Consider the following 19880-nt stretch of genomic DNA (forward strand, 5'->3'; position numbering starts at 1 on the left):
CCTCAACGCGGGCCGGTTGGTCAGGTCATATGTCAGTCCGCCGGTCACAGCGCCGCGTTGAAGAGGCCGGTCAGGTTCTCTTCGGTCAGTTCGATCGGGTTGCCGCCGCAAGACGGGTCGGTGATCGCGCCCCTGACCAGCTCGGGGACCGCCTCGGCGGTCACGCCCAGATCCGAGAGGCTGCGCGGAATGCCGAGGCTATCGTTGAACTCCTGCACGAAGGCGCGGAACCCATCGAACCCGCCGCCAATCCCCAGATAGGCCGCTGCCGTGTCGAAGCGGTCGGCGATGGCAGGCGCATTGAAATCGAGCACCGCAGGCATGCAGACCGCATTGGTGGTGCCGTGATGGGTGTTGAAATGCGCGCCCACCGGATGGCTCATGGCGTGGATTGCGCCAAGGCCTTTCTGGAAGGCGGTTGCGCCCATCGCCGCCGCGCTCATCATCTGGGCGCGGGCCTCGGTATCAGCGCCATCTGCAAAGGCGCGCGGCAGGTAATCTTTGACCAACCGCATCCCCTCCAGCGCGATGCCCTGAGACATCGGGTGGTAATGCGGGCTCGAGAACGCCTCGACGCAGTGTGCAAAGGCGTCAAGCCCGGTGCCGGCAGTGATGAATTTCGGCATCCCCACCGTCAGTTCCGGATCGCAGATCACCACGGTCGGCAAAACCTTGGGATGGAAGATGATCTTCTTGGCGTGGGTCTCGGAATTGGTGATGACGCTGGCGCGGCCCACCTCCGAACCCGTGCCGGCCGTTGTCGGCACCGCGATGATCGGTGCGATGGCATCGGCGTCGGCGCGGGTCCACCAGTCGCCGATATCCTCGAAATCCCAGACAGGCCGCGTCTGACCGGCCATGAAGGCTACCATCTTGCCCAGATCCAGACCCGAGCCGCCGCCGAACGCGACCACCCCGTCATGGCCGCCCGCCTTGTAGGCGGCGACCCCCGCGTCGAGGTTCTGTTCGTTCGGGTTCGGGTCAACATCGCTGAACAGGCCCAGGCCCAGGCCAGCGGCCTCCATGATATCCAGAGTCGCCTTGGTAATCGGCAGATCGGCCAACCCCTTGTCGGTGACCAGCAGGGGGCGCTTCATGCCCGCCGCTGCACAGGCCTCGGGCAGTTCCCGGATGCGGCCAGCACCGAACTTGATCGCGGTCGGATAGGACCAGTTTCCAACAAGGCTCATGATGTCACCTTCTTCAGATGGTAAGATTTGGGACGGGTCAGGTTGTGATAGCCGATAACCGAGAGGCCGCCACCGCGCCCGGTATTCTTGCAGCCGGTCCAGCAGAGGCCCGGGTCCAGATAATCGGCCCGGTTCATGAACACGGTGCCGGTCTCGATTTGGTCGCCGACCCGTGCTGCACGATCCACGTCACGGGTCCAGAGGCTGGCCGTCAGGCCGAACTCGCTGTCATTCATCAGCGCGACGGCCTCGTCATCCGAGGACACTTTCATAATGCCCACAACGGGGCCAAAGCTCTCATCCCGCATCACCCGCATGTCATGGGTGACGTTTGTCAGGATCTGCGGGGTCAGATAGGCCCCGCCATCATCCTCAGCGAAAGTGTCGATATGGGCCACGGCACCGGCCTCGACCGCCTCGGCAATCTGCGCCCGCACCTCGTCGGCAAAACGTACACTAGCCATCGGGCCAATCGTCGTCTCGCTGGCCAGCGGATTGCCTAGCTTAAAGCCCTTCACGATCTCCACCGCCTTGGCAACGAAGTCATTATAGAGGCTTTCGTGAACATAGATCCGCTCGATCCCACAGCAGCACTGACCCGAGTTGAACATCGCCCCATCGATCAGCGTATCGACCGCTGCATCCAGATCGGCGTCTTCCATCACATAGCCCGGGTCCTTGCCGCCCAACTCGGTGCCGACACCGGTAAAAGTGCCCGCCGCCGCACGCTCCATCGCCTGACCGCCCCCGACCGAGCCGGTGAAGTTCACGAAGTCGAACGCATTGCCCGCAATCAGATCGTTGGTCACATCATGGCTTAGAAACACGTTCTGGAACACGTCCCCGGGCACACCGGCCGAAAGAAAGGCCTGGGCCATGCGCTCCCCCACCAGCAGGGTCTGGGTCGCATGTTTCAGGATCACCGTATTGCCCGCAATCAATGCCGGAGCGACCGTGTTGATCGCTGTCATGTACGGGTAGTTCCAAGGCGCCACGACAAACACCACCCCATGCGGGATGCGCTTGATATAGCGCTTGAACGTCTCATCCTCACCCACGGCGATATCGGCCAAAGACGTTTCAGCAATCGCCGCCATATGACTGGCACGCTCGTTGAAACCGCCGAACTCGCCGCCATAGCGCACCGGGCGGCCCATCATGTGGGCCAGTTCCGGCACGATCTCGTCATTCATCGCGCCCACAGCGGCCACGCCCGCCATCACCAGATCGATCCGCTCCTGCAACGGACGCGCGGCCCATCCCGCCTGCGCCGCCCGCGCCCGCGCCGCAGCCTCGAACGCGCCCTCGCGCGACAAGGTGTCGCGCTCAGCAAACACCGACCCGTCGATCGGTGAGATACATTTCAGTGTCTGGGCCATCCCAACCTCTTGACTGTTCGCAGGGCGCACCCCGCTTCATCTTTTCCCAAATACTCTCGCCGAAGGCCTCCGGGCGCGCCGCGCCCGGACCCATCGGCTTACGCCCGCTCGAACCCGCGGGCCACTTCCCAATCCGTCACCACACGCTCGAATTCCTCGATCTCCACCTCTGCGGCGCGGGTGTAATGGTCGACCACGTCATCCCCCATCGCCGCCCTCAGCATCCCCGAACCGTTCAGCGCATCGCGCGCGTCCTTCAGCGTGCCGGGGATCATCCCCGTCTCGCCCTGATAGACGTCGCCCTTGGTCGGCGGCTGCAACTCCAGCCCCTCCTCGATCCCGGCGATCCCGGCGGCCAGCATCCCGGCCATGGCGAGATAGGGGTTCATGTCCGAGCCCGGAATCCGGCACTCGATCCGCACCGCCTTGGTGCCGTCGCCGCACAGGCGGAACCCGGCGGTGCGGTTGTCCACCGACCAGATGATCCGCGTCGGCGCAAAGGTGCCCTTCATGAACCGCTTGTAGCTGTTGATGTAAGGCGCCATGAAATAGGTATAATCGGCGGCGTATTTCAAAAGACCGGCCATGTAGCTTTTCATCAGCGCCGACATGCCCAACGCATCCCCTGCATCATAAAACGCAGGCTGCCCATCCTTCCACAGCGACTGATGTACATGCGAAGAACTGCCCACCTTTTGATGATGCCATTTCGGCAGGAAGGTCGCTGCATGACCATGCTGCCACGCGATCTCTTTCACCGCATTCTTGGCGATCGAGTGATATTCTGCCGTCGCCATCGCCGGTGCATATTTGATGTTCAACTCTTCCTGCCCGGTCTCTGCCTCACCCTTCGAGTTCTCGACCGGAATGCCCGCATCCCACAAATGGTTGCGGATCGGGCGCATCACATGCTCTTCCTTGGTGGTCTGAAGGATGTGATAATCCTCGTTGTAGCCCGAGATCGGCTCCAGATCACGAAAGCCTTCCTTGCGGATCTGATCAAAGCTTTTTTCGAACAGGAAAAACTCCAGCTCGGTCGCGGCCATCGCGTCATAGCCCATGCCCTTCAGCCGGTTCACCTGCTTCTTCAGGATCGCGCGCGGAGCATGCGGCACCTCTTTATGCGTGTGATGATCCAGCACATCGCACATAACCATCACCGTGCCCTCCAGCCATGGCACCGGACGCAGGGTGTCGAGATCGGGCTTCATGACGTAATCGCCATAGCCCCGCTCCCAACTGGTCGAGGCATAGCCGTCGGGCGTTCCCATTTCCAGATCGGTGGCCAGCAGGTAGTTGCAGCAATGGGTCTCTTCCCAGGCACCGGCAACGAAATGGCCGGCGTGAAAGCGCTTGCCCATCAGGCGGCCCTGCATGTCCACCATGCAGACCAGAACCGTATCCACCTCACCGGCGGCCACCTGCGCCCTGAGGTCCTCAAAACCGAGAGTTCCGCTCACGATGCCTCCTCCTTGATCGTGATTTCGTTCAGCGCCGGTTCGAGCAGCGCCAGAATATCCTGTGCCATTGCGGCAACCTGTTCGTCTGTCCGCAGCAGATCGTTGCGCACTTCTAGCATCACATTGGCCAGCCCCCGGCCAAGCGCGTGCAACCGCAGCGAATGGGTGACCCCATCCGCAGGGCCATAAGGTTCATTGCGTTCGATGCGGCGGTGTGGGATGCGACCTGCATGATCGAGCATGGCATCGATCAATCGGCTGTCCTCATCGTGCAAGAGGCCCAGCTCTACCGCCCGTGGCTGGTCGAAATAGACCGGTGTGAAGGAATGTACTGTCACCAGCACCGTCTCGGGTCCGCGCGTATAGAGCACCTGCGCGACCGCCTCGCAAAACGGCGCGTAGATCGCTGCAACGCGCGCATCGCGCGCCTGCTGGCTGAGCCCCACGTTGCCCGGCACCCCGATCATTTCCGATTTCTCCGGCATGGCGCTGGCCGCCTCGGGCGGGCGGTTGCAGTCATAGACCAGCCGCGACACGGTCGAGGCCACAACCGGTGCGTCCAGCGCCTGTGACAAACGCAACGTCAGCGCCCGCGCGCCCGGATCCCAGGCGGCATGGCTGACGCGATCCGCCTCGGACAGGCCCAATCCGTCATATTCCGCCGGGATGCGGTTGCTGGCATGCTCACAAAGTAGAACCACCCGGCCCCTGCCCGCTGCATTCAGAACCTCGACCGGAGCTGTCATCCCTTGACCTCCGCATCCGGGCTATCCTCCATCTGCGGCATTTCCTCGATCAGCCGCGTCTCCAACAGCTGGCCGTTGCGATAGAGGATCGGATAGGCCACGGCGGCGATATGGCTGTTGAACTCGCGGAACGCGCGCAGGGTTTCCAGATGGATATCACTGGTCTCAAAGCTCTCGGTGGTTCCGTGCTGCAGGCGCTTGAGGTGGCGCTTGCGGCTATCGCGTTCGGCCCGCTTGATCTCGGTTTTCTCAAGGCTCAGCAGCCGGGCGCTTTCCAGATCGTCGGAAATCAGCACGTTCGAGGCCAGCTTCATGTTGGCCAGAATGCCTTCATGCATCTCAACCAATTCCGACCAGCCGTCCTTGGAGAATGAAGCCCCCTTTTTGCGCATGTCGCCTGCCAGCACGGTCAGGCGCTTGGCCACCACATCGCCCGCGGTTTCCAGCCGGATGGCGTATTCCATCAGATCGCGCGCCACTTTGGCGTTGTCCTTGCCGAACTCCTCGGCTGGAATTGCGGCGACAAATTTGCGCACGCCCGAGAGGCACTCGTTCACGTCCTCATCAACATCCCGGACCGCGCGCATCTGCTCCTTGTCGCCGCTGCGGTAAAGCTCCAGCGACGGGCGGAACATCGCCTCGACCAAATCGCTCATCCGTAAGAGTTCGCGTTTGAGGCTGGAGAGCGCCTGACTGGGGCTGCCGATATTGCGCAGGTCCAGCGCGCTGGCAGTGCGGCCCGGCTGCACGGTCGCATCGGCGTTCTTCGGTTCGGGCAGCAGCTGCTCAAATGGTGCGCGCAGGCGAGCGCAGAACGGCAGGGCCAGCACCAACAGCGACGCGTTAAACGCCAGATGCGCGTTGACCAGCATCTGCCCGCCCTGCAAATCGCCCAAAAGGCCGTTGCGCAGCGCCATGTTCGCAGCAAATAGGGTGACCACTGCCCAAGTGCCGCGCAGCGCCAGATTGGCGAAGGGGATGCGCCGCGCCGGTAACTCCATGCCGCGCGTCAGCCACACCGGAATGAAGGCTGAGCCGAAATTGGCGCCGAGCACCAGCGACAGACCGGCCGCGAAGGGGATGGCGTCAATCTGCACCAGCGTCACGCACATCAGGATCGCCGCAACCGAGGAATGCATGACAAAGGCCAGCGCGCCGCCAACCAGAAACGCGGTGATGTAGTCGCGTGCCAGATACCCGGCGATGGCAGGCAGAAAGGCGCTGTCGCGGATCGGGTCCATCGCCTCACGCAGAAAGCGCAGCGAGATTAGGATGAAGGCAATCCCCATCAGGATGCGCCCCATCTGGCGTGGCCGCTTGGCCTCGGCCTTGACGAAAAGATAACCGCCCACAGCCAGCAGCATTGGCACCAGCCAGTCCAGCCGGAACGACAGGATCTGGATGATCAGGGCCGAGCCCAGATCGCCGCCCAGCACGATGGCCAGCCCCGCCGGAAAACTCAGCATCCCGCCGACGGCAAAGCCCGAGGTCAGCAGCGCCACCGCCGCCGAGCTTTGCAGCACGATGGCCATCACAATGCCCACAAGGCTGGCCTGCGCATAGCTGCGCTGCCCGGTCATCACCCGCTGGAACGAGGCGCCATAGCTGCGCTCGATCCCCGTGCGCACCATGCGCACCGCGTAGAGCAGCAGCATCGTCGCTCCGGCAAGGCTTATGATGAAGCTGACGATCGCCATGGCCTACCCACACACCAGTTCCAGCATCTCGGCATGCAGTTCGAGCGTCGCCGCCGAGATCACACGGCCATCCGAATTCAGGCTAAGGGGCTTGCCGTCCCAATCGGTCATCACACCGCCCGCAGCTTCGACAACCGCTAGAACCGGAAGGAAATCATAGGGTTGCAGGTCATAGTCGATCACTGCATCCACATGCCCTGCCGCCAGCAGGGCGTGCGGATAGCAGTCATAGGCAAAGCGCCTAGTCTGTCCCGACCGCATCAGCCGGTCGAACAGCGCCGGATGGTCACGGTGGATTTTGTCGCCCTCGTTCACGAACAGGATCGAGCGGTCCAGCCGGGTCTTGTCCGACACGCGAACGGGCTCGCCATTCAGTGTCGCCCCCTGCCCCTGCACGCCCAGAAACACCTCACCCAGCGCCGGCATACCGATCACGCCGAGCTGCGGCACGCCATCCACCAGATGCCCCAGCAGAAAACCGAATAACGGATGACCGGACAGGAACGAGCGGGTCCCGTCGATGGGGTCGATGATCCAGACATGCTTGCGGTCCAGCCCTTCGACGCCATGCTCTTCGCCAAAGACACCGTGATCAGGAAAATGCTCTGCCAGATACGCGCGCACCTGCGCCTCGACGCCCTTGTCGGCTTGCGTTACCGGGCTTTCATCGGCTTTGAACTCGACCCCGAGGCGCCCACGAAAGTAGCCGCGCGCCGCCTCGGCGGCAAGCTCGGCCATCTGCGCTGCATGAGCCGCATAATCACTTCTTACCAGCACGGCTTTCTGCTCCGGTCGCCAAATGAATCTTGATCCCCCAGTCTCTGAACGCTGCCGCCAACTCACCCTCGGGCGCCAGGTCCGTCACCATGTCGTGCACCCGGCGGGGGTCGGGGCCGCAATACGGGGCCGTCTCGCCATATTTGAAATGCGCCACAGCCACCAACGACCGCTCGGCGCTGTCGGCAACAACCGAAGCGAGGTCGGCTTCGGCGGCACTCAGGTACAGGAACCCCTGACGCGCCGAAATTGCGTCCGTGCTCAAAACGGCAAGATCGAATGCAAACCGACGCGCCTGCCGGTGCGTGACGTGCCCGAACGATCCCCGCTCATCACTTTGCATTTCACCGCCTAGCAGATGCACCCGGTTGTTGTTCACACCGACCAGTGTCTGCGCCACTCCGATGGAATTCGTGACAACGGTCAGATTGCTGCGCTGGCGCAGTTCCTCAGCAACAAAGGCCGTGGTCGAGCCGACATCCAGAAACAACGTCATGCCTTCGCGCACCATCGCGGCGACCTTTGCTCCGATCAGACGTTTCTCGTCAGAGTGCTGTGCAATCCGGCGGAAGAAGCTCGGGTCGCCCTGGGTACCGGCCAGATAGGCGCCGCCATGCACCCGCTCGATTGCCCCGGATTTCGATAGCGCCTTGATGGTGCGGCGCACAGTCTCTTCCGACACGTCCAGTGTCTTGGCCAGGTCTGAGTTCCGCGCAGCGCCGCCCAAACGGCGCAACGCATCCAGCAACTCCAACTCGCGATGGGTATGAGGTGCCCGCTTTTTCACATCTTTCCCCAAAAAATCCAAATCTTCCCACATGAAGACACGGGAATCGGTCAACGATCAAGCATTTTTGCTGATTCTGCCTGCAGTCAGGGGTTTTGGCCTAAGATGCGACTGGGCTACGCGAGGGCCCCGCGTATCTAAACGCTCAAACAATAAGGTTGATCTGCTGCATATGTCATCGGTGATCCGGTCAAGATTTAAGGCGGATGTTCAGCGGATCGAACGGCGCCTGCGTTAGTATAGTCGCCGACCGCCGGCGCCCGAGAATTTCGACCTCCAACTGATCCCGCGCGGTTCGGTCGCGCAGATACGCCAAAGCCAGCGTTTTGTCTGTGCGATGTCCGTAAGCCGCCGATGTAACCACACCGACGATCCGGTCGCCCCGCATAACGCTGTGAGCGTAGTGCGGATCGACATCGCCTGCCTCTATCTCAAGCAAGACCATGTCCCAGCGGTCATCGGTACCCATCCGGTTTGTCAGCGCTGCTTTCCCGATAAAGTCATGATCCAGCCTGATCAGAAAACCGACGCCCGCCTCTCCGGGGGTGCGCTCGGTCGTAAGATCCGACCCCCAGGCCCGGTAGCCCTTTTCCAACCGCATCGCATTCATGGCATATGCTCCGAACAGCCCCAACCCGTGGGATTTGCCTGCTGTCTCAAGGGCCAGAAACAGCTCCTGCATCCGGTCCATGGCGACGTGTAGCTCCCACCCCAACTCCCCGATATAGGATATGCGCAGAGCCCGGACGGGGATGCCGGCAACGGTGATTTCGCGCACCGAGAGCCAGGGAAACTCGGAGTTCAGATCGGCAGTTGTCAGCGCTGCAAGTACATCGCGGGATTTCGGGCCCATAAGGCTCAGAACTCCGTAATCTTCGGTGACACGGCAGAGGGTCACGTCGAAGGCGTTGGCATGGGCGCGCAGAAGGTCGTCGTCCGTATCCTCGGAGGCCGCAGCGGAAGTGAGATAGAAATGATCCTTGGCCAGAGCGCTGACCGTGAACTCGGACCGCACCCCTCCCGCAGGTGTAAGCGCATGGGTCAAAGCAATGCGTCCCAATGCCGGTGGGCGATTGGTTCCCAGAGCGTCGACAAAGCGGCGCGCGTCCGGTCCACTCACTTCGAATTTCGAGAAGACGGACATGTCGGCCAGTCCAACGGCGTTTGTCACCGTCGCGCATTCCTGTGCGACCGGTTGGAACCAGTTCGACCGGCGGAAACTTGGTACGGCTTCGTCGCCAGGCTTGTTGCTGAACCAGTTGGGGCGTTCCCAGCCAATGGCGGCGCCCATAACAGCGCCCCTGTCCAGCAGCAGATCGTGCAAAGGCGATAGGCGTTTGTTGCGGGCGGCGGGGCGTTCTTCGTGTGGATAATGCACCCCAAATTGCAGACCGAAGCATTCGACGGCCTTTTTCACACGATAATCGCGATCCGCCCAACTGCCGAAACGACGGCTGTCCACGGCGAGCGCGTCCATGGGCGGGGCGTCCTGAGTCATCCAATGCGCCAGAAACCAACCTGCCCCGCCACCTTCCATCACCCCCATGCTGGAGCCGGTCAGCAGCCAGGCGTTTGGCAGGCCATGCGCCGGTCCAATCAGCGGGTTGGCGTCCGGTGTGAAGGTGATCGGGCCGTTCACGACCGACTTGATACCACCGGTGCCAAGCGCGGGGATGCGCTCCATCGCGGCCATGATGATGTGCTCGACCCGGTCCAGATCGAGCGGCATCAGATCGGCGCCGAAATCCGGCGGGCAACCATCGACCGCCCAGGGTTGCGCCTCTTTTTCATAAGGTCCGAGGATCAGCCCGTCGCGTTCCTGCCGGACATACCAGCTTTCTTCCGGGTCGCGGATCATCGGCAACTCAGGCTGGCCCTGCTCGATCCGCTCGACCACCGCCGAAACCGTATCCGTCACCAGATACTGGTGCAGGAGCGGCACAGAGGGGATGTTCAACCCCATCATATGGCCGACCTCCCAACCCCAGGTTCCGGCAGCATTGACGATATGCCTTGCGCGAATGGTGCCATTCTTGGTCTCAACCACCCAGATACCGTCTTCGCGCCGAATCGAGGCTACCGGGTTGTACCGCAGGATCGTCGCGCCATTTTTGCGCGCAACTTTGGCCATCGCATTGGTCGCCAGCGAAGGGTCCACGTGGCCGTCATCAGGTTCGTATATCCCGCCCAGCAGGCCCTCGGTCCGCGCCAGCGGATGCAGGCGTTCGATGTCATCTACGGTTAACATCTGCAGGTCGTAGCCGGTAAACCGGCTGAGGCCTGCCACATGGGCGAATTCATCCATCCGGTCAGGGTTCGAGGTGATCCGCATCGCACCCGAGCGGTGGAACCCGCAGGTATCACCGGTTTCGGCCGGAAGAATGTCGCTATACAGCCTGACGGATGTGGCGCGTAGTTCTTGAATGGTCGGGTTATGCGCGAAATGGGTGCACAGCCCGGCGGCATGCCAGGTCGAGCCGTGAGTCAGATCGTTCTTTTCGGTCAGAACCACATCGTTCCAGCCGAGCTTGGTCAGATGATACATCAGCGAGACACCCATTGCGCCGCCGCCGATAATCAGGACCTGAGCATCGGTCGTCCTCATCCGCGCATCCTTTTGCCTGCGGGATCGAATGGAGGTCGCATCAACCCGTCAGCCTTGTGAAACGTTCCTGCGATTTCAATCTCGAAGCTCCGGTCGCACGTGGCCAAGATGTCTTCGCCCGGCGCGATCTCGATGAGCCCCAGAGCCAAGGTTTGCCCCGTTCGCGCACCGCGTGCTCCACTTGTGGTCAGCCCAACAACGCGCCCGCCCTCCCATATTGGCTCGTCATGCAAAACCAGCGGATGCGAAGGGATATCGAACAACACCAGTTTGCGGGTTAATCCCTGCGCTTTCTGAGCGGCCAGCGCTTCGCGCCCCAGAAACTGCTTGTCCAGATCGAGGGCAAAACCGAGCCCCGCCTCCAGCGGGGTGATCTCGGGGCCCAAATCGTGACCCCAATGCCGGAACCCTTTCTCGATCCGGCAGGCGTCCGCTGCGAAATGCCCCAAAGGCCGCGCCCCACGATCATAGAGCGCATCGAACACCGGACCTGCTTGGTTGGCGTCAATGGAGAGTTCCCAGCCTAGTTCACCGACAAAGCTGAGCCGCGTCGCTGTGACCGGCTGGCTGGCAACAGTGACGTCCCGGGACGTCGAGAACGGGAATGCGTCCCAATCATCGGGCGACAGAGATTTGAGAAATTCCCGAGACCCCACCCCCATCACACCGATCACAACCTCGGCTTCGGTCACATCCTCTATCTTCACATTCTTACCGGTGGCGTGGCGGCGCAGCCAGGCGAGGTCCTTGCGCCGGGTCGCAGCACCAGATGTCATGCGAAAACGATCCGCAGCGACGCGAACAATGGTGACATCCGCCTCGATCCCACCTTTTGCATTGGTCAACGGGGTGTACACCGCCTGCCCCACCGGAACATCCAAATTGGCGTTGGCCAGATACTGCATGAGCGTCAGGGCATCCGGCCCCCGAATGTCGAACTTGCTGAACGGGGATAGATCGATCAGCGCGATGCCATCCTGCATCTGCGCCGCCTCGCGCACGGCAATCGGGTGCCAGGGCTGGTCGCCCACCGAGTAAGACAGATTGCGCTCGTCTTTGTTCTGCGCGTACCACAATCCACGCTCCCACCCGGCGGTCAGGCCGAACTGCGCGCCCGCCGCCTGCCACCGGTCATGCAGTGCGGATTTGCGCAATCCCCTCCCCGCGCCGGGCTGCTTGAAGGGCCAGTGCAGGGCGAACGCGTCGCTGACGGCTTCTTCCATGCGGGTTTCGATATGATCCCTGTCTGCAGTCAACGGGTCGGCCCGAGCGATATCGACCTCCCAAAGATCCATCGGCGGTTCGCCAAGAAGCATCCAGTCGGCCAGGGCGCGCCCTACCCCCGCCGAACTCATGACACCGACCGAGTTCATGCCCGCCGCCACAAACAGCCCGTCCACTTCCGGTGTCTGACCGATCAGTGGTTTGGTGTCTGCGGTAAAACTCTCGGGCCCGTTCATGAAATGCTGAATGCCGGTCTCGGTCAGGGCCGGGATCAGGTCCAGAGCGCCCTCCATGAACGGCGTGAATTGATCCCAGTCCTCGGGCATTTCCAGAAACGGGCGGTCGCCTTCTGGGCCGAAAGCGTCCCAGATCTTGGCATTGGGCTCAAAGCCGCCGATCACCAGCTTGCCCGCGTCGCCCTTGACGTAAAAGCCGCGATCCAGATCGCGCAACACCGGGTATGGATACGGGATGCCTGGCATCGGTTCGGTGACCACGTACATATGCTCGACCGCTTGCAGCGGCAGCGCGACGCCCGCTTTTTCAGCCAGACGTTTCGACCAGGCGCCTGCACAAAGTGCAACCTGATCGGCCAGAAGCTCGGACCCGTCGGCCATCCGAACGGCCTTGGCAGACCCATTCTCGACCAGCAATTCCGCAACCTGGGCGTTTTCTCGGATCTCGACCCCCTTGGCCCGGGCCACCTTGGCATAGGCCATACACAGATCTACCGGATTTACATTGGCGTCCTCTTCGACATGCAATGCACAAACCACACCGTTCAGATGCAGTCCCGGCACCTCGATCTGCCCGGGCTCCAGAATGGAGGGCGTCAGACCGAGATGCCGGCCCAAGGACCCTATCCGGTGCAGCTCATCCATTCGCGCAACATCGCGCGCCAGCCAATACCCGCCGGTTCGCCGATACCCGGTCAAGTGGCCGGATTCCTGTTCTAGCCTGGGAAACAACTCAAGCGCATACATCGCCAGTCTGGTCATGCCGGGCGTGGCCCGCAACGGCCCGACGATCCCGGCCGCATGCCAGCTTGTCCCACTGGTCAGTTGGTTGCGCTCCAAAAGCACGACTTTCGCGCGTCCGGCCAAATGATAGGCCAGGCTGAGCCCAATGGCTCCGCCCCCCACGATGATGATTTGCACCATGCCTAAAACCTTGCGTCTTTCGCGCAGGATTGACTTCGGCTCATCTCAAGCACAAGAATTCACGCGAAAAATAAGAAAAACTAATGAAGGCGAGAACCAGATGAAGAAACAGCAGTCGGAAACGGAGATAAACCTGTTCCGGGCGCTTGAAGTTTTCATGGCCGTTTCCGACACGCGCCATATCACGCTGGCCGCATCGGCGTTGGGCATGACGCAATCGGCAGCGTCGCAACAGATAAAAAAGCTCGAGCGGGCGCTGAACACGCAGCTCTTCGACCGGACACACCGCCCGGTGGACTTGACTCATGCGGGCGACCTTCTGCGTCGCCGTGCCTTTCGTATCCTCAACGAGGTCGAGGATTTGCGGTCGGACCTGCGCCATATGCAATCCAGTTCGCTGCCGATACTCAGGGTCTCCATGCTGGCCTCCATCGCAACGACCCTGACGACCGGGATTCACGAGCTGGTGCATGACCGGCTGAGCATTCCAGAGCTTAGCCTGGCCGCCGGTCTGGCGACGGACCACCAGATTGCCCTCGATGCCCGTCAGACCGACATCGCCATCACCTCGGACCCGCAGTTCGATCTGACCGATTACGACTGCATCCCGATTCTGGAGGAGCCCTTTTTTCTCGTCTTGCCAGAAGGTTACGACGACCGGACGGATGACGTGCAGCGAATCGCTCAACGCCTGTCCTTTGTACGTTTTAGTTCGGACGCACCGGTTGGCCGCCGTACCGATCAGCACCTGCAACGCTGCCGTCTGGACCTGCCCCGCTCAATGGAGGCCGACCGCGCCTCGATGGTTGTTGCGGGCGTGAACACCGGCAAGTGCTTTGCCATCCTCAGCCCCACCTTGTTGATCGACGCTGTTGCCGAGGGGATGAACCTACGCATCGAACCGCTCCCCTTCGCGGGCTTCAAGCGGTCGATCCTTGCGGTCCACCGCAGCGACGATCTGGGAGACATCCCTCAGCAGCTTGCCGAGGAAAGCGGTCGCCTGCTGCGTCTGAGTTTCGAAAAGCTGCTGCCGCAAGTTGCTGAGCAGGTCATTTACCAGCCCTAATCAGGAACATTATTCGTGCTAATGTTGCCCGGTTTGGCTGTTCCAACAAAGGGTTCCCTGCAATGTTTCGCTCGTTACGTCTCTGCGGGGAAAAATGGCGGCAGGAGAAACCAGACGCGCGGGCCGACGGGCTCGCATGGCCGCCCGCGCAACCGGGGCCGACGTCTACGCGCCATACACGACCCGCAAAATCGGCAAGGTTAGTCTGATAGACGAGGACGCCGTCGCCATCATCGAACACAACGCCGACCGCATCCTGGACGAGATCGGCATGGAGTTCAGAGGAGACGCCGAGACACTGGAGTTGTTCAAACGTCACGGCGCGCGGGTAACGGGCGAGCGCGTGCGTTTTGACCCGGGCTGGTGCCGTGATCGGATCAGAACGGCTCCACCGGTTTTCACGCAGCACGCACGCAACCCGGAACGCTCGGTCCAGATCGGCGGCGATGCACAGGTCTATGCGCCAAGTTTCGGCCCGCCCTTTGTGCATGACATGGAAAACGGCCGTCGCTATGCGACGATTGAGGATTTCAGGAACATCACCAAACTGCACCATCAGCTTGGCGCCATAAATCACTCGGGCGGGGTTGTGGTGGAGCCGGTGGATATCCCGGTCCCTTTACGTCACCTGCACATGGCCCATACCCATCTCACCCTGAACGACAAACCGTTCATGGGGGCGGTGACGGCGCCAGAAAGGGCCCGCGACACCATCGAAATGTGCCGCATCGCCATGGGCAAAGACTTCGTCGACCGGAACTGTGTGCTCTATTCGGTGGTCAACACCAACGCCCCGCTGGTGATGGATGAAACCATGCTCTGGGCGCTCAAGGAATATGCGCGGGCCGGGCAATGCACCGTAGTGTCTCCCTTTGTCCTCGGTGGTGCGATGTCACCGGTCACGGTTGCCGCCACGCTGTCGCAGGTGCTGGCCGAGGTGATGGCCTCGGTGGCCCTGATCCAGTTGATCCGTCCGGGCGCACCCGCCGCCTTTGGTACATTCTTTTCGCCCATCAGCCTGAGAACCGGCGCGCCTACATTTGGCACCCCGGAAGGGACGCAGTTCCAGATGTGCGCCAAAACGCTGGCCGACAGGCTGGGCCTGCCCTTCCACTCGGTCGGGGGGCTGACGGCGTCCAAGGTGCCTGACGCGCAGGCCGGCTATGAAAGTCAGGCCCAATTGATGGGGGCGGCCATGGCGGGGGTGAATTTCATCATCCATGCCACTGGCTGCCTCGAAGGTCTGCTGACCACGGGTTACGAAAAGATTGTGATGGATGCGGACCGCTGCTCGGCCATGCAACGTTTTGTCCAGGGGGTTGACTTCTCGGAAGCGGCGCAGGCGATGGATGCGTTTTTCGAGGTTGAGCCCGGCGGCCATTTCCTTGGCGCACAGCATACCTGGGACAATTTTGAAACTGCCTTCTGGATGGGCGAAATGTCTGACAACGGGACCTTTGAACAGTGGCGGGCCGAGGGCGCGCAATGGCAGCATGACCGCGCCAGCGCAAGGGTCCGGCAACTGATCGACGAGTATGAGACACCGCCGATGGATATCGGAATTCGAGAGGCGCTGGATGATTTCGTTGCACGGCGCAGCCGGGAAATCGAAGGTGGGAACACGTGAGCCTGCAAACAGACTGGACGCTAGACGAGACCGCACGGCGGCGCGACACCTACTATGCCGCCTCGCAGCGCAGGTTCGTCCCCTTCAAAGAGCCAATGGTGTTCAGAAAGGGGTCGATGCAGTACCTCTGGGACGCGGAAGGCCGCAAATACATCGACTTGCTGGGGATGAACGTCTGTATTTCCGTGGGCCACAGTCACCCCAAGGTCGTGGCTGCCGCAATGGAACAGGCGCAGGAACTGACCCATTGCACCACCATGTTCTATCACCCCGTGCCTGCGCATTTTGCCGAGGAACTGGCAGCCACCATGCCCAATCCGAATGACGATATCGAATGGGTGGTGCACTTCACCAATTCCGGGTCCGAGGCGGTCGATCTCGCCATGACCATGGCCCGCGGCTATACCGGAAATCTCGATCTGCTGGCCCTTCGGTCCGCCTATCACGGCCCAACCGCCGCCGCCCAGTCGATCACTGGAATCTCTGGCTGGCGACATCCCGGCATGCCGGGCAATGTCGCTTTCGTGCCCGAGCCGAACCAATATCGCGGTATCTTCGGGAAAAATGCCGGGGCGGATCCTTACCTGGATGAGATCGACCGCACGATCCACGCTGCAACTTCCGGTCAGATCGCGGGCATCATCATCGAAAGCGTGCAAGGTTACGGCGGCATCATTGAAATGCCCAAAGGGTACATGTCCGGCGCCGCCGAGCGTGTCCGCGCCAGGGGCGGGCTGCTGATCGCGGATGAGGTTCAGGCCGGCTTTGGCCGCACCGGCGAGCACATGTGGGGGTTCGAAGCCGACGGTGTGATCCCGGATATCGTGGTCATGGCCAAGGGGATCGGCAACGGATTTCCTCTTGGCGCCGTCGTCGCGCGCAAGGAGATTGCCGCGCCTATGGCAGAGAAGTTCATGTTCCACACCTACGGTGCCAACCCCACGTCCTGCGCTGCAGGCCGTGCGGTTCTTCAGGTGATCAAGGAAGAGAACGTGCAGGAAAACGCCCGGGTCGTCGGTGCGGCGCTGCTGGAACGTCTTTATGTGCTGAAGGAGAACCACCCCGTCATCGGGGATGTTCGGGGGCGTGGCCTGATGCTGGCCATCGAAATGGTCAAGGACCGCAAAACCAAGGAGCCTGACCCGCAAACAACGGCCGCCGTGTTCGAGGCCTGCCGGGAAAGCGGGCTTGTCCTCTCAAAGTCCGGCCCTTACCAGTCCTGCCTGCGTCTGGTGCCACCGATGTGCTTGTCTCTGGCAGATGTCGATCAGATACACGGTGGGCTGGACAGGGCATTTGGCCAGTTAACGGGCTAGACCGGGTTTCCCGCAGAGCCCCCGGCAAACCTGACTGCCCCGGACCAACCGTATGGCCCATGTTGGACATTTTCATCGGGGCTTTTCCAACCTGTCTGGCGCCCCGGCTATCCAGCGTCAGCATCAGGCTCAACCAACCAAACCAATGACTTTGATTCCGAAGCTGATAGTGTGGTTGAATTCGGATTATTGAACGCATTCTGTTTGGGAGGGGTAGCCTTGGGTATGAACGCCATTCGCGGTGCAGTTTTCTCTGCTGCAATTTTCGTCGCCTCATCGGCCGCAGCAAATGAAAACGTAATGGTCGTTTTCGATGGGTCCAACTCGATGTGGGGCCAGATCGAAGGTCAGGCCAAGATCGAAATTGCCCGCGATGTGATGGAAAACTTGTTGGGGGAATGGGTCGAAGAGCGCAGCGTGGGGCTCATGGCCTATGGCCATCGCCGCCGGGGCGACTGCAGCGATATCGAGGTGTTGGTTGAGCCCGGCCAGCAGGCACGGCAGAACATTCTGGACCGAATCAATGCGATCACACCAACCGGCAAGACCCCCCTGACCGACGCGGTCGAGGCCGCCGCCAAAGCCCTGTCTTACACCGATCAACCCGCGACCGTCGTCCTGATCTCCGACGGGCTGGAAAGCTGCCAGCGCGATCCCTGCGCGTTGGCGCAGGCGCTGGAGAACAGCGGCGTGGCCTTTACCGCGCATGTCGTGGGGTTCGGACTGGCCAGCGATGAGGATGCCAGTTCGCTTGCCTGCATCGCCGAAAACACCGGCGGGCAGTACATCACCGCCGGAAGCGCCGAAGAACTGGGCGCCGCGCTCAGCACCGTTGGAACGGCTGTCGCTCAGGCCGCGCCGGAACCTGAGCCCGAGCCGGAACCAGAACCGGCCGCTCCGGAGGTTGTCGTTGCCGGACCGGACACGGCGGTGGGCGGTTCGGACATTCGGGTGACCTGGGCGCCTACGGTCGCCGAGGGTGACTATATCAACATTGTGCCGGTGGGCGCCGACCCCGGCGTCTTCGGAAACTATGTGCGTATCGGCAAGTCCACCGAAGTGAACTTGCCGGTCCCGGGCAGCGAGGGACTGTATGAGATCCGCTATCTGCACAATCAAAGCAAGGACACTCTGGGGCACGACACGGTTGAGGTTACCAAACCGGAAGTGAGCCTCAGCGCCGCAGACACGGTTCAGACCGGCGCGAAGTTCAGGGTTGAGTGGACCCCCACGATCAACAAACGGGATTACGTGGCGATTGTGCCGCTGGGCTCCGACGCGGGCACGTTCGGGAACTACCAGAACGTTGGCAATAACGAGGCGACCAACCTCAGTGCGCCAGCCGATCCCGGGCTGTACGAGCTACGTTACATCCTGAATGTCGACAAGCGCACCGTCACCTCGCGACAGATCGAGGTGACCGATCCGCAGGTTGTTCTGCAGGTGCCGGAAACGGCTTTGACCGGCGCGGCGTTCGAGGTCAGCTGGTCGGGCACGGTGAACACGCAGGACTATATCAACATCGTTCCCGTGGGCACTGACGAAGGGGAATTCGGCAATTACATCGTCGTCCGGGACAACTCCAAAGACCTGCTCAAGGCCCCGGCCGAGACCGGCATGTACGAAGTGCGCTATGTACTGCGCGAGGGCGGCAAGACACTCGCCAGCGAAACGATTGAGATCGCCGCGCCGGAGGTCACCGTATCGGGCCCCGAAAAGGTGGTGACGGGCGAAAAGTTCGACGTGTCCTGGACCGGGACCGTCAACACACAGGACTATGTGGCAATCGTTCCCGCCGGTTCGGATGAGGGTGAGTTCGGCAACTACATCGTCGTGCGGGATGCAGGTAAGGGCGTACTGACCGCCCCGGCTGATCCCGGAATTTACGAGCTGCGCTATATCCTACGCGAAGGGTCCAAGACCCTTGCCACTTCGTCGGTCGAGGTCACCGAACCGCAAGTCACAATCGACGCGCCCGAAACCGTGTTGGCCGGGAGCAAATTCAAAGTGTCCTGGACCGGCGCCGTCAGTTCGCAGGATTACATCAACATTGTCCCCATGGGCACCGAGGAAGGAGCGTTCGGCAACTACATCGTTGTGCGCGACGTCACCAGCAACGACCTTCAGGCGCCTGCCGAAACGGGCCTCTACGAGATCCGGTACCTGCTGAGGGAAGGCTCCAAGACCGTCGCAACGGCGACAGTGGAAGTTGCCGAACCCGAGGTGACCATCAGCGCCGCAGACCAAGTGCGGGCTGGCGACAAGCTGCGTGTCTCTTGGACCGGAACCGTCAACAGCAGCGACTACGTCAACCTGGTTCCGGTGGGCACGCCTGACGACGCGTTCGGAGTGTACTCGCAGGTGCGCGACAAGACGGAGCTCGACCTGAACACGCCGGAAGAAACCGGGCTTTATGAAATCCGGTATCTCCTGCGCGAGGGCAGCCGCGTCCTCGCCCGCCAGACGGTGGAGGTTCTGGCGCAGGATGCTGCACTGGAAACCGGCGCGCAGCTCGACGCGCCGGATACCGCGGCCCCAGGCGCAACGATCAACGTGGGATGGACCACCGACAGCCAAAGCGCCGATCAACGTATCACGCTGGCCCGAGGGGAGCAGGCCATTTTCACATGGATTTCCGCCCAGAAGATCACCGGTGATCCGCCGGTTGAGCTCACCATGCCTGACGATCCCGGTGTTTATGAGATCCGGCTGCTGGACCTGACAAACAAGGCCGTTCTTTCCAGAAAGGTCATCAAGGTCGAGTGACGTCAGGACCGGTTGCTTGTGGCAGCGGGGGCTCTTGGGGGTGCCGAGGAAAAATCCCGGCATCATCCATGGTGCGCGCA

Annotated in this window: 13 protein-coding genes; 4 read left to right on the forward strand and 9 right to left on the reverse strand. The window is 61.6% G+C overall.

Annotation, left to right across the window (positions count from 1 at the left end; translation table 11 throughout):
• Positions 1-44: 44 nt before the first annotated feature.
• From AB3N21_RS15265 to AB3N21_RS15305, 9 genes are all read right to left on the reverse strand, one after another.
• Positions 45-1190: an iron-containing alcohol dehydrogenase gene (locus AB3N21_RS15265; protein WP_367936011.1), complete on the reverse strand. Its 1146-nt coding sequence runs from the start codon at positions 1188-1190 to the stop codon at positions 45-47.
• On the reverse strand, positions 1187-2569 hold the full coding sequence (locus tag AB3N21_RS15270; protein ID WP_367936012.1) for an aldehyde dehydrogenase family protein: 1383 nt from the start codon (positions 2567-2569) through the stop codon (positions 1187-1189). The genes AB3N21_RS15265 and AB3N21_RS15270 overlap by 4 nt, the downstream gene beginning before the upstream one ends.
• A 98-nt stretch (positions 2570-2667) precedes the next feature.
• Positions 2668-4029, reverse strand: coding sequence for a glutamine synthetase family protein (locus AB3N21_RS15275; RefSeq protein ID WP_367936013.1), 1362 nt, complete (start codon positions 4027-4029; stop codon positions 2668-2670).
• Positions 4026-4775 carry an N-formylglutamate amidohydrolase gene (locus tag AB3N21_RS15280; RefSeq protein ID WP_367936014.1) on the reverse strand — a complete coding sequence of 250 codons (750 nt, stop codon included), beginning with the start codon at positions 4773-4775 and terminating at the stop codon, positions 4026-4028. Before AB3N21_RS15280 ends, AB3N21_RS15275 begins: the two co-directional genes overlap by 4 nt.
• Positions 4772-6472 carry a Na/Pi cotransporter family protein gene (locus AB3N21_RS15285; protein WP_367936015.1) on the reverse strand — a complete coding sequence of 567 codons (1701 nt, stop codon included), beginning with the start codon at positions 6470-6472 and terminating at the stop codon, positions 4772-4774. Before AB3N21_RS15285 ends, AB3N21_RS15280 begins: the two co-directional genes overlap by 4 nt.
• 3 nt (positions 6473-6475) lie before the next feature.
• Complete coding sequence (locus tag AB3N21_RS15290; protein WP_367936016.1) at positions 6476-7249, reverse strand: inositol monophosphatase family protein; 774 nt, start codon at positions 7247-7249, stop codon at positions 6476-6478.
• Positions 7233-8036 (reverse strand): DeoR/GlpR family DNA-binding transcription regulator, encoded by an 804-nt coding sequence (locus tag AB3N21_RS15295; protein WP_367936017.1) that lies wholly within the window; start codon positions 8034-8036, stop codon positions 7233-7235. The genes AB3N21_RS15290 and AB3N21_RS15295 overlap by 17 nt, the downstream gene beginning before the upstream one ends.
• A gap of 190 nt (positions 8037-8226) precedes the next feature.
• Positions 8227-10641, reverse strand: a complete 2415-nt coding sequence (locus tag AB3N21_RS15300) for an FAD-dependent oxidoreductase (RefSeq protein WP_367936018.1) — start codon at positions 10639-10641, stop codon at positions 8227-8229.
• Positions 10638-13025, reverse strand: coding sequence for an FAD-dependent oxidoreductase (locus tag AB3N21_RS15305; protein WP_367936019.1), 2388 nt, complete (start codon positions 13023-13025; stop codon positions 10638-10640). The genes AB3N21_RS15300 and AB3N21_RS15305 overlap by 4 nt, the downstream gene beginning before the upstream one ends.
• A 100-nt stretch (positions 13026-13125) precedes the next feature.
• Here AB3N21_RS15305 and AB3N21_RS15310 point away from each other — a divergent pair, with 100 nt between their 5' ends.
• The 4 genes from AB3N21_RS15310 (at position 13126) to AB3N21_RS15325 (ending at position 19800) form a co-directional block, all read left to right on the forward strand.
• Complete coding sequence (locus AB3N21_RS15310) at positions 13126-14091, forward strand: LysR family transcriptional regulator (RefSeq protein ID WP_367936020.1); 966 nt, start codon at positions 13126-13128, stop codon at positions 14089-14091.
• Between the two features lie 94 nt (positions 14092-14185).
• Entirely contained in the window at positions 14186-15718 is a 1533-nt protein-coding gene (locus AB3N21_RS15315; protein WP_367936021.1) for a trimethylamine methyltransferase family protein, read from the forward strand.
• Positions 15715-17034, forward strand: a complete 1320-nt coding sequence (locus AB3N21_RS15320; protein WP_367936022.1) for an aspartate aminotransferase family protein — start codon at positions 15715-15717, stop codon at positions 17032-17034. Before AB3N21_RS15315 ends, AB3N21_RS15320 begins: the two co-directional genes overlap by 4 nt.
• A gap of 300 nt (positions 17035-17334) precedes the next feature.
• Entirely contained in the window at positions 17335-19800 is a 2466-nt protein-coding gene (locus tag AB3N21_RS15325) for a VWA domain-containing protein (protein ID WP_367936023.1), read from the forward strand.
• The last annotated feature ends 80 nt before the right edge of the window (positions 19801-19880 follow it).

Source organism: Ruegeria sp. (assembly GCF_040830605.1).
Lineage (GTDB): Bacteria > Pseudomonadota > Alphaproteobacteria > Rhodobacterales > Rhodobacteraceae > Ruegeria.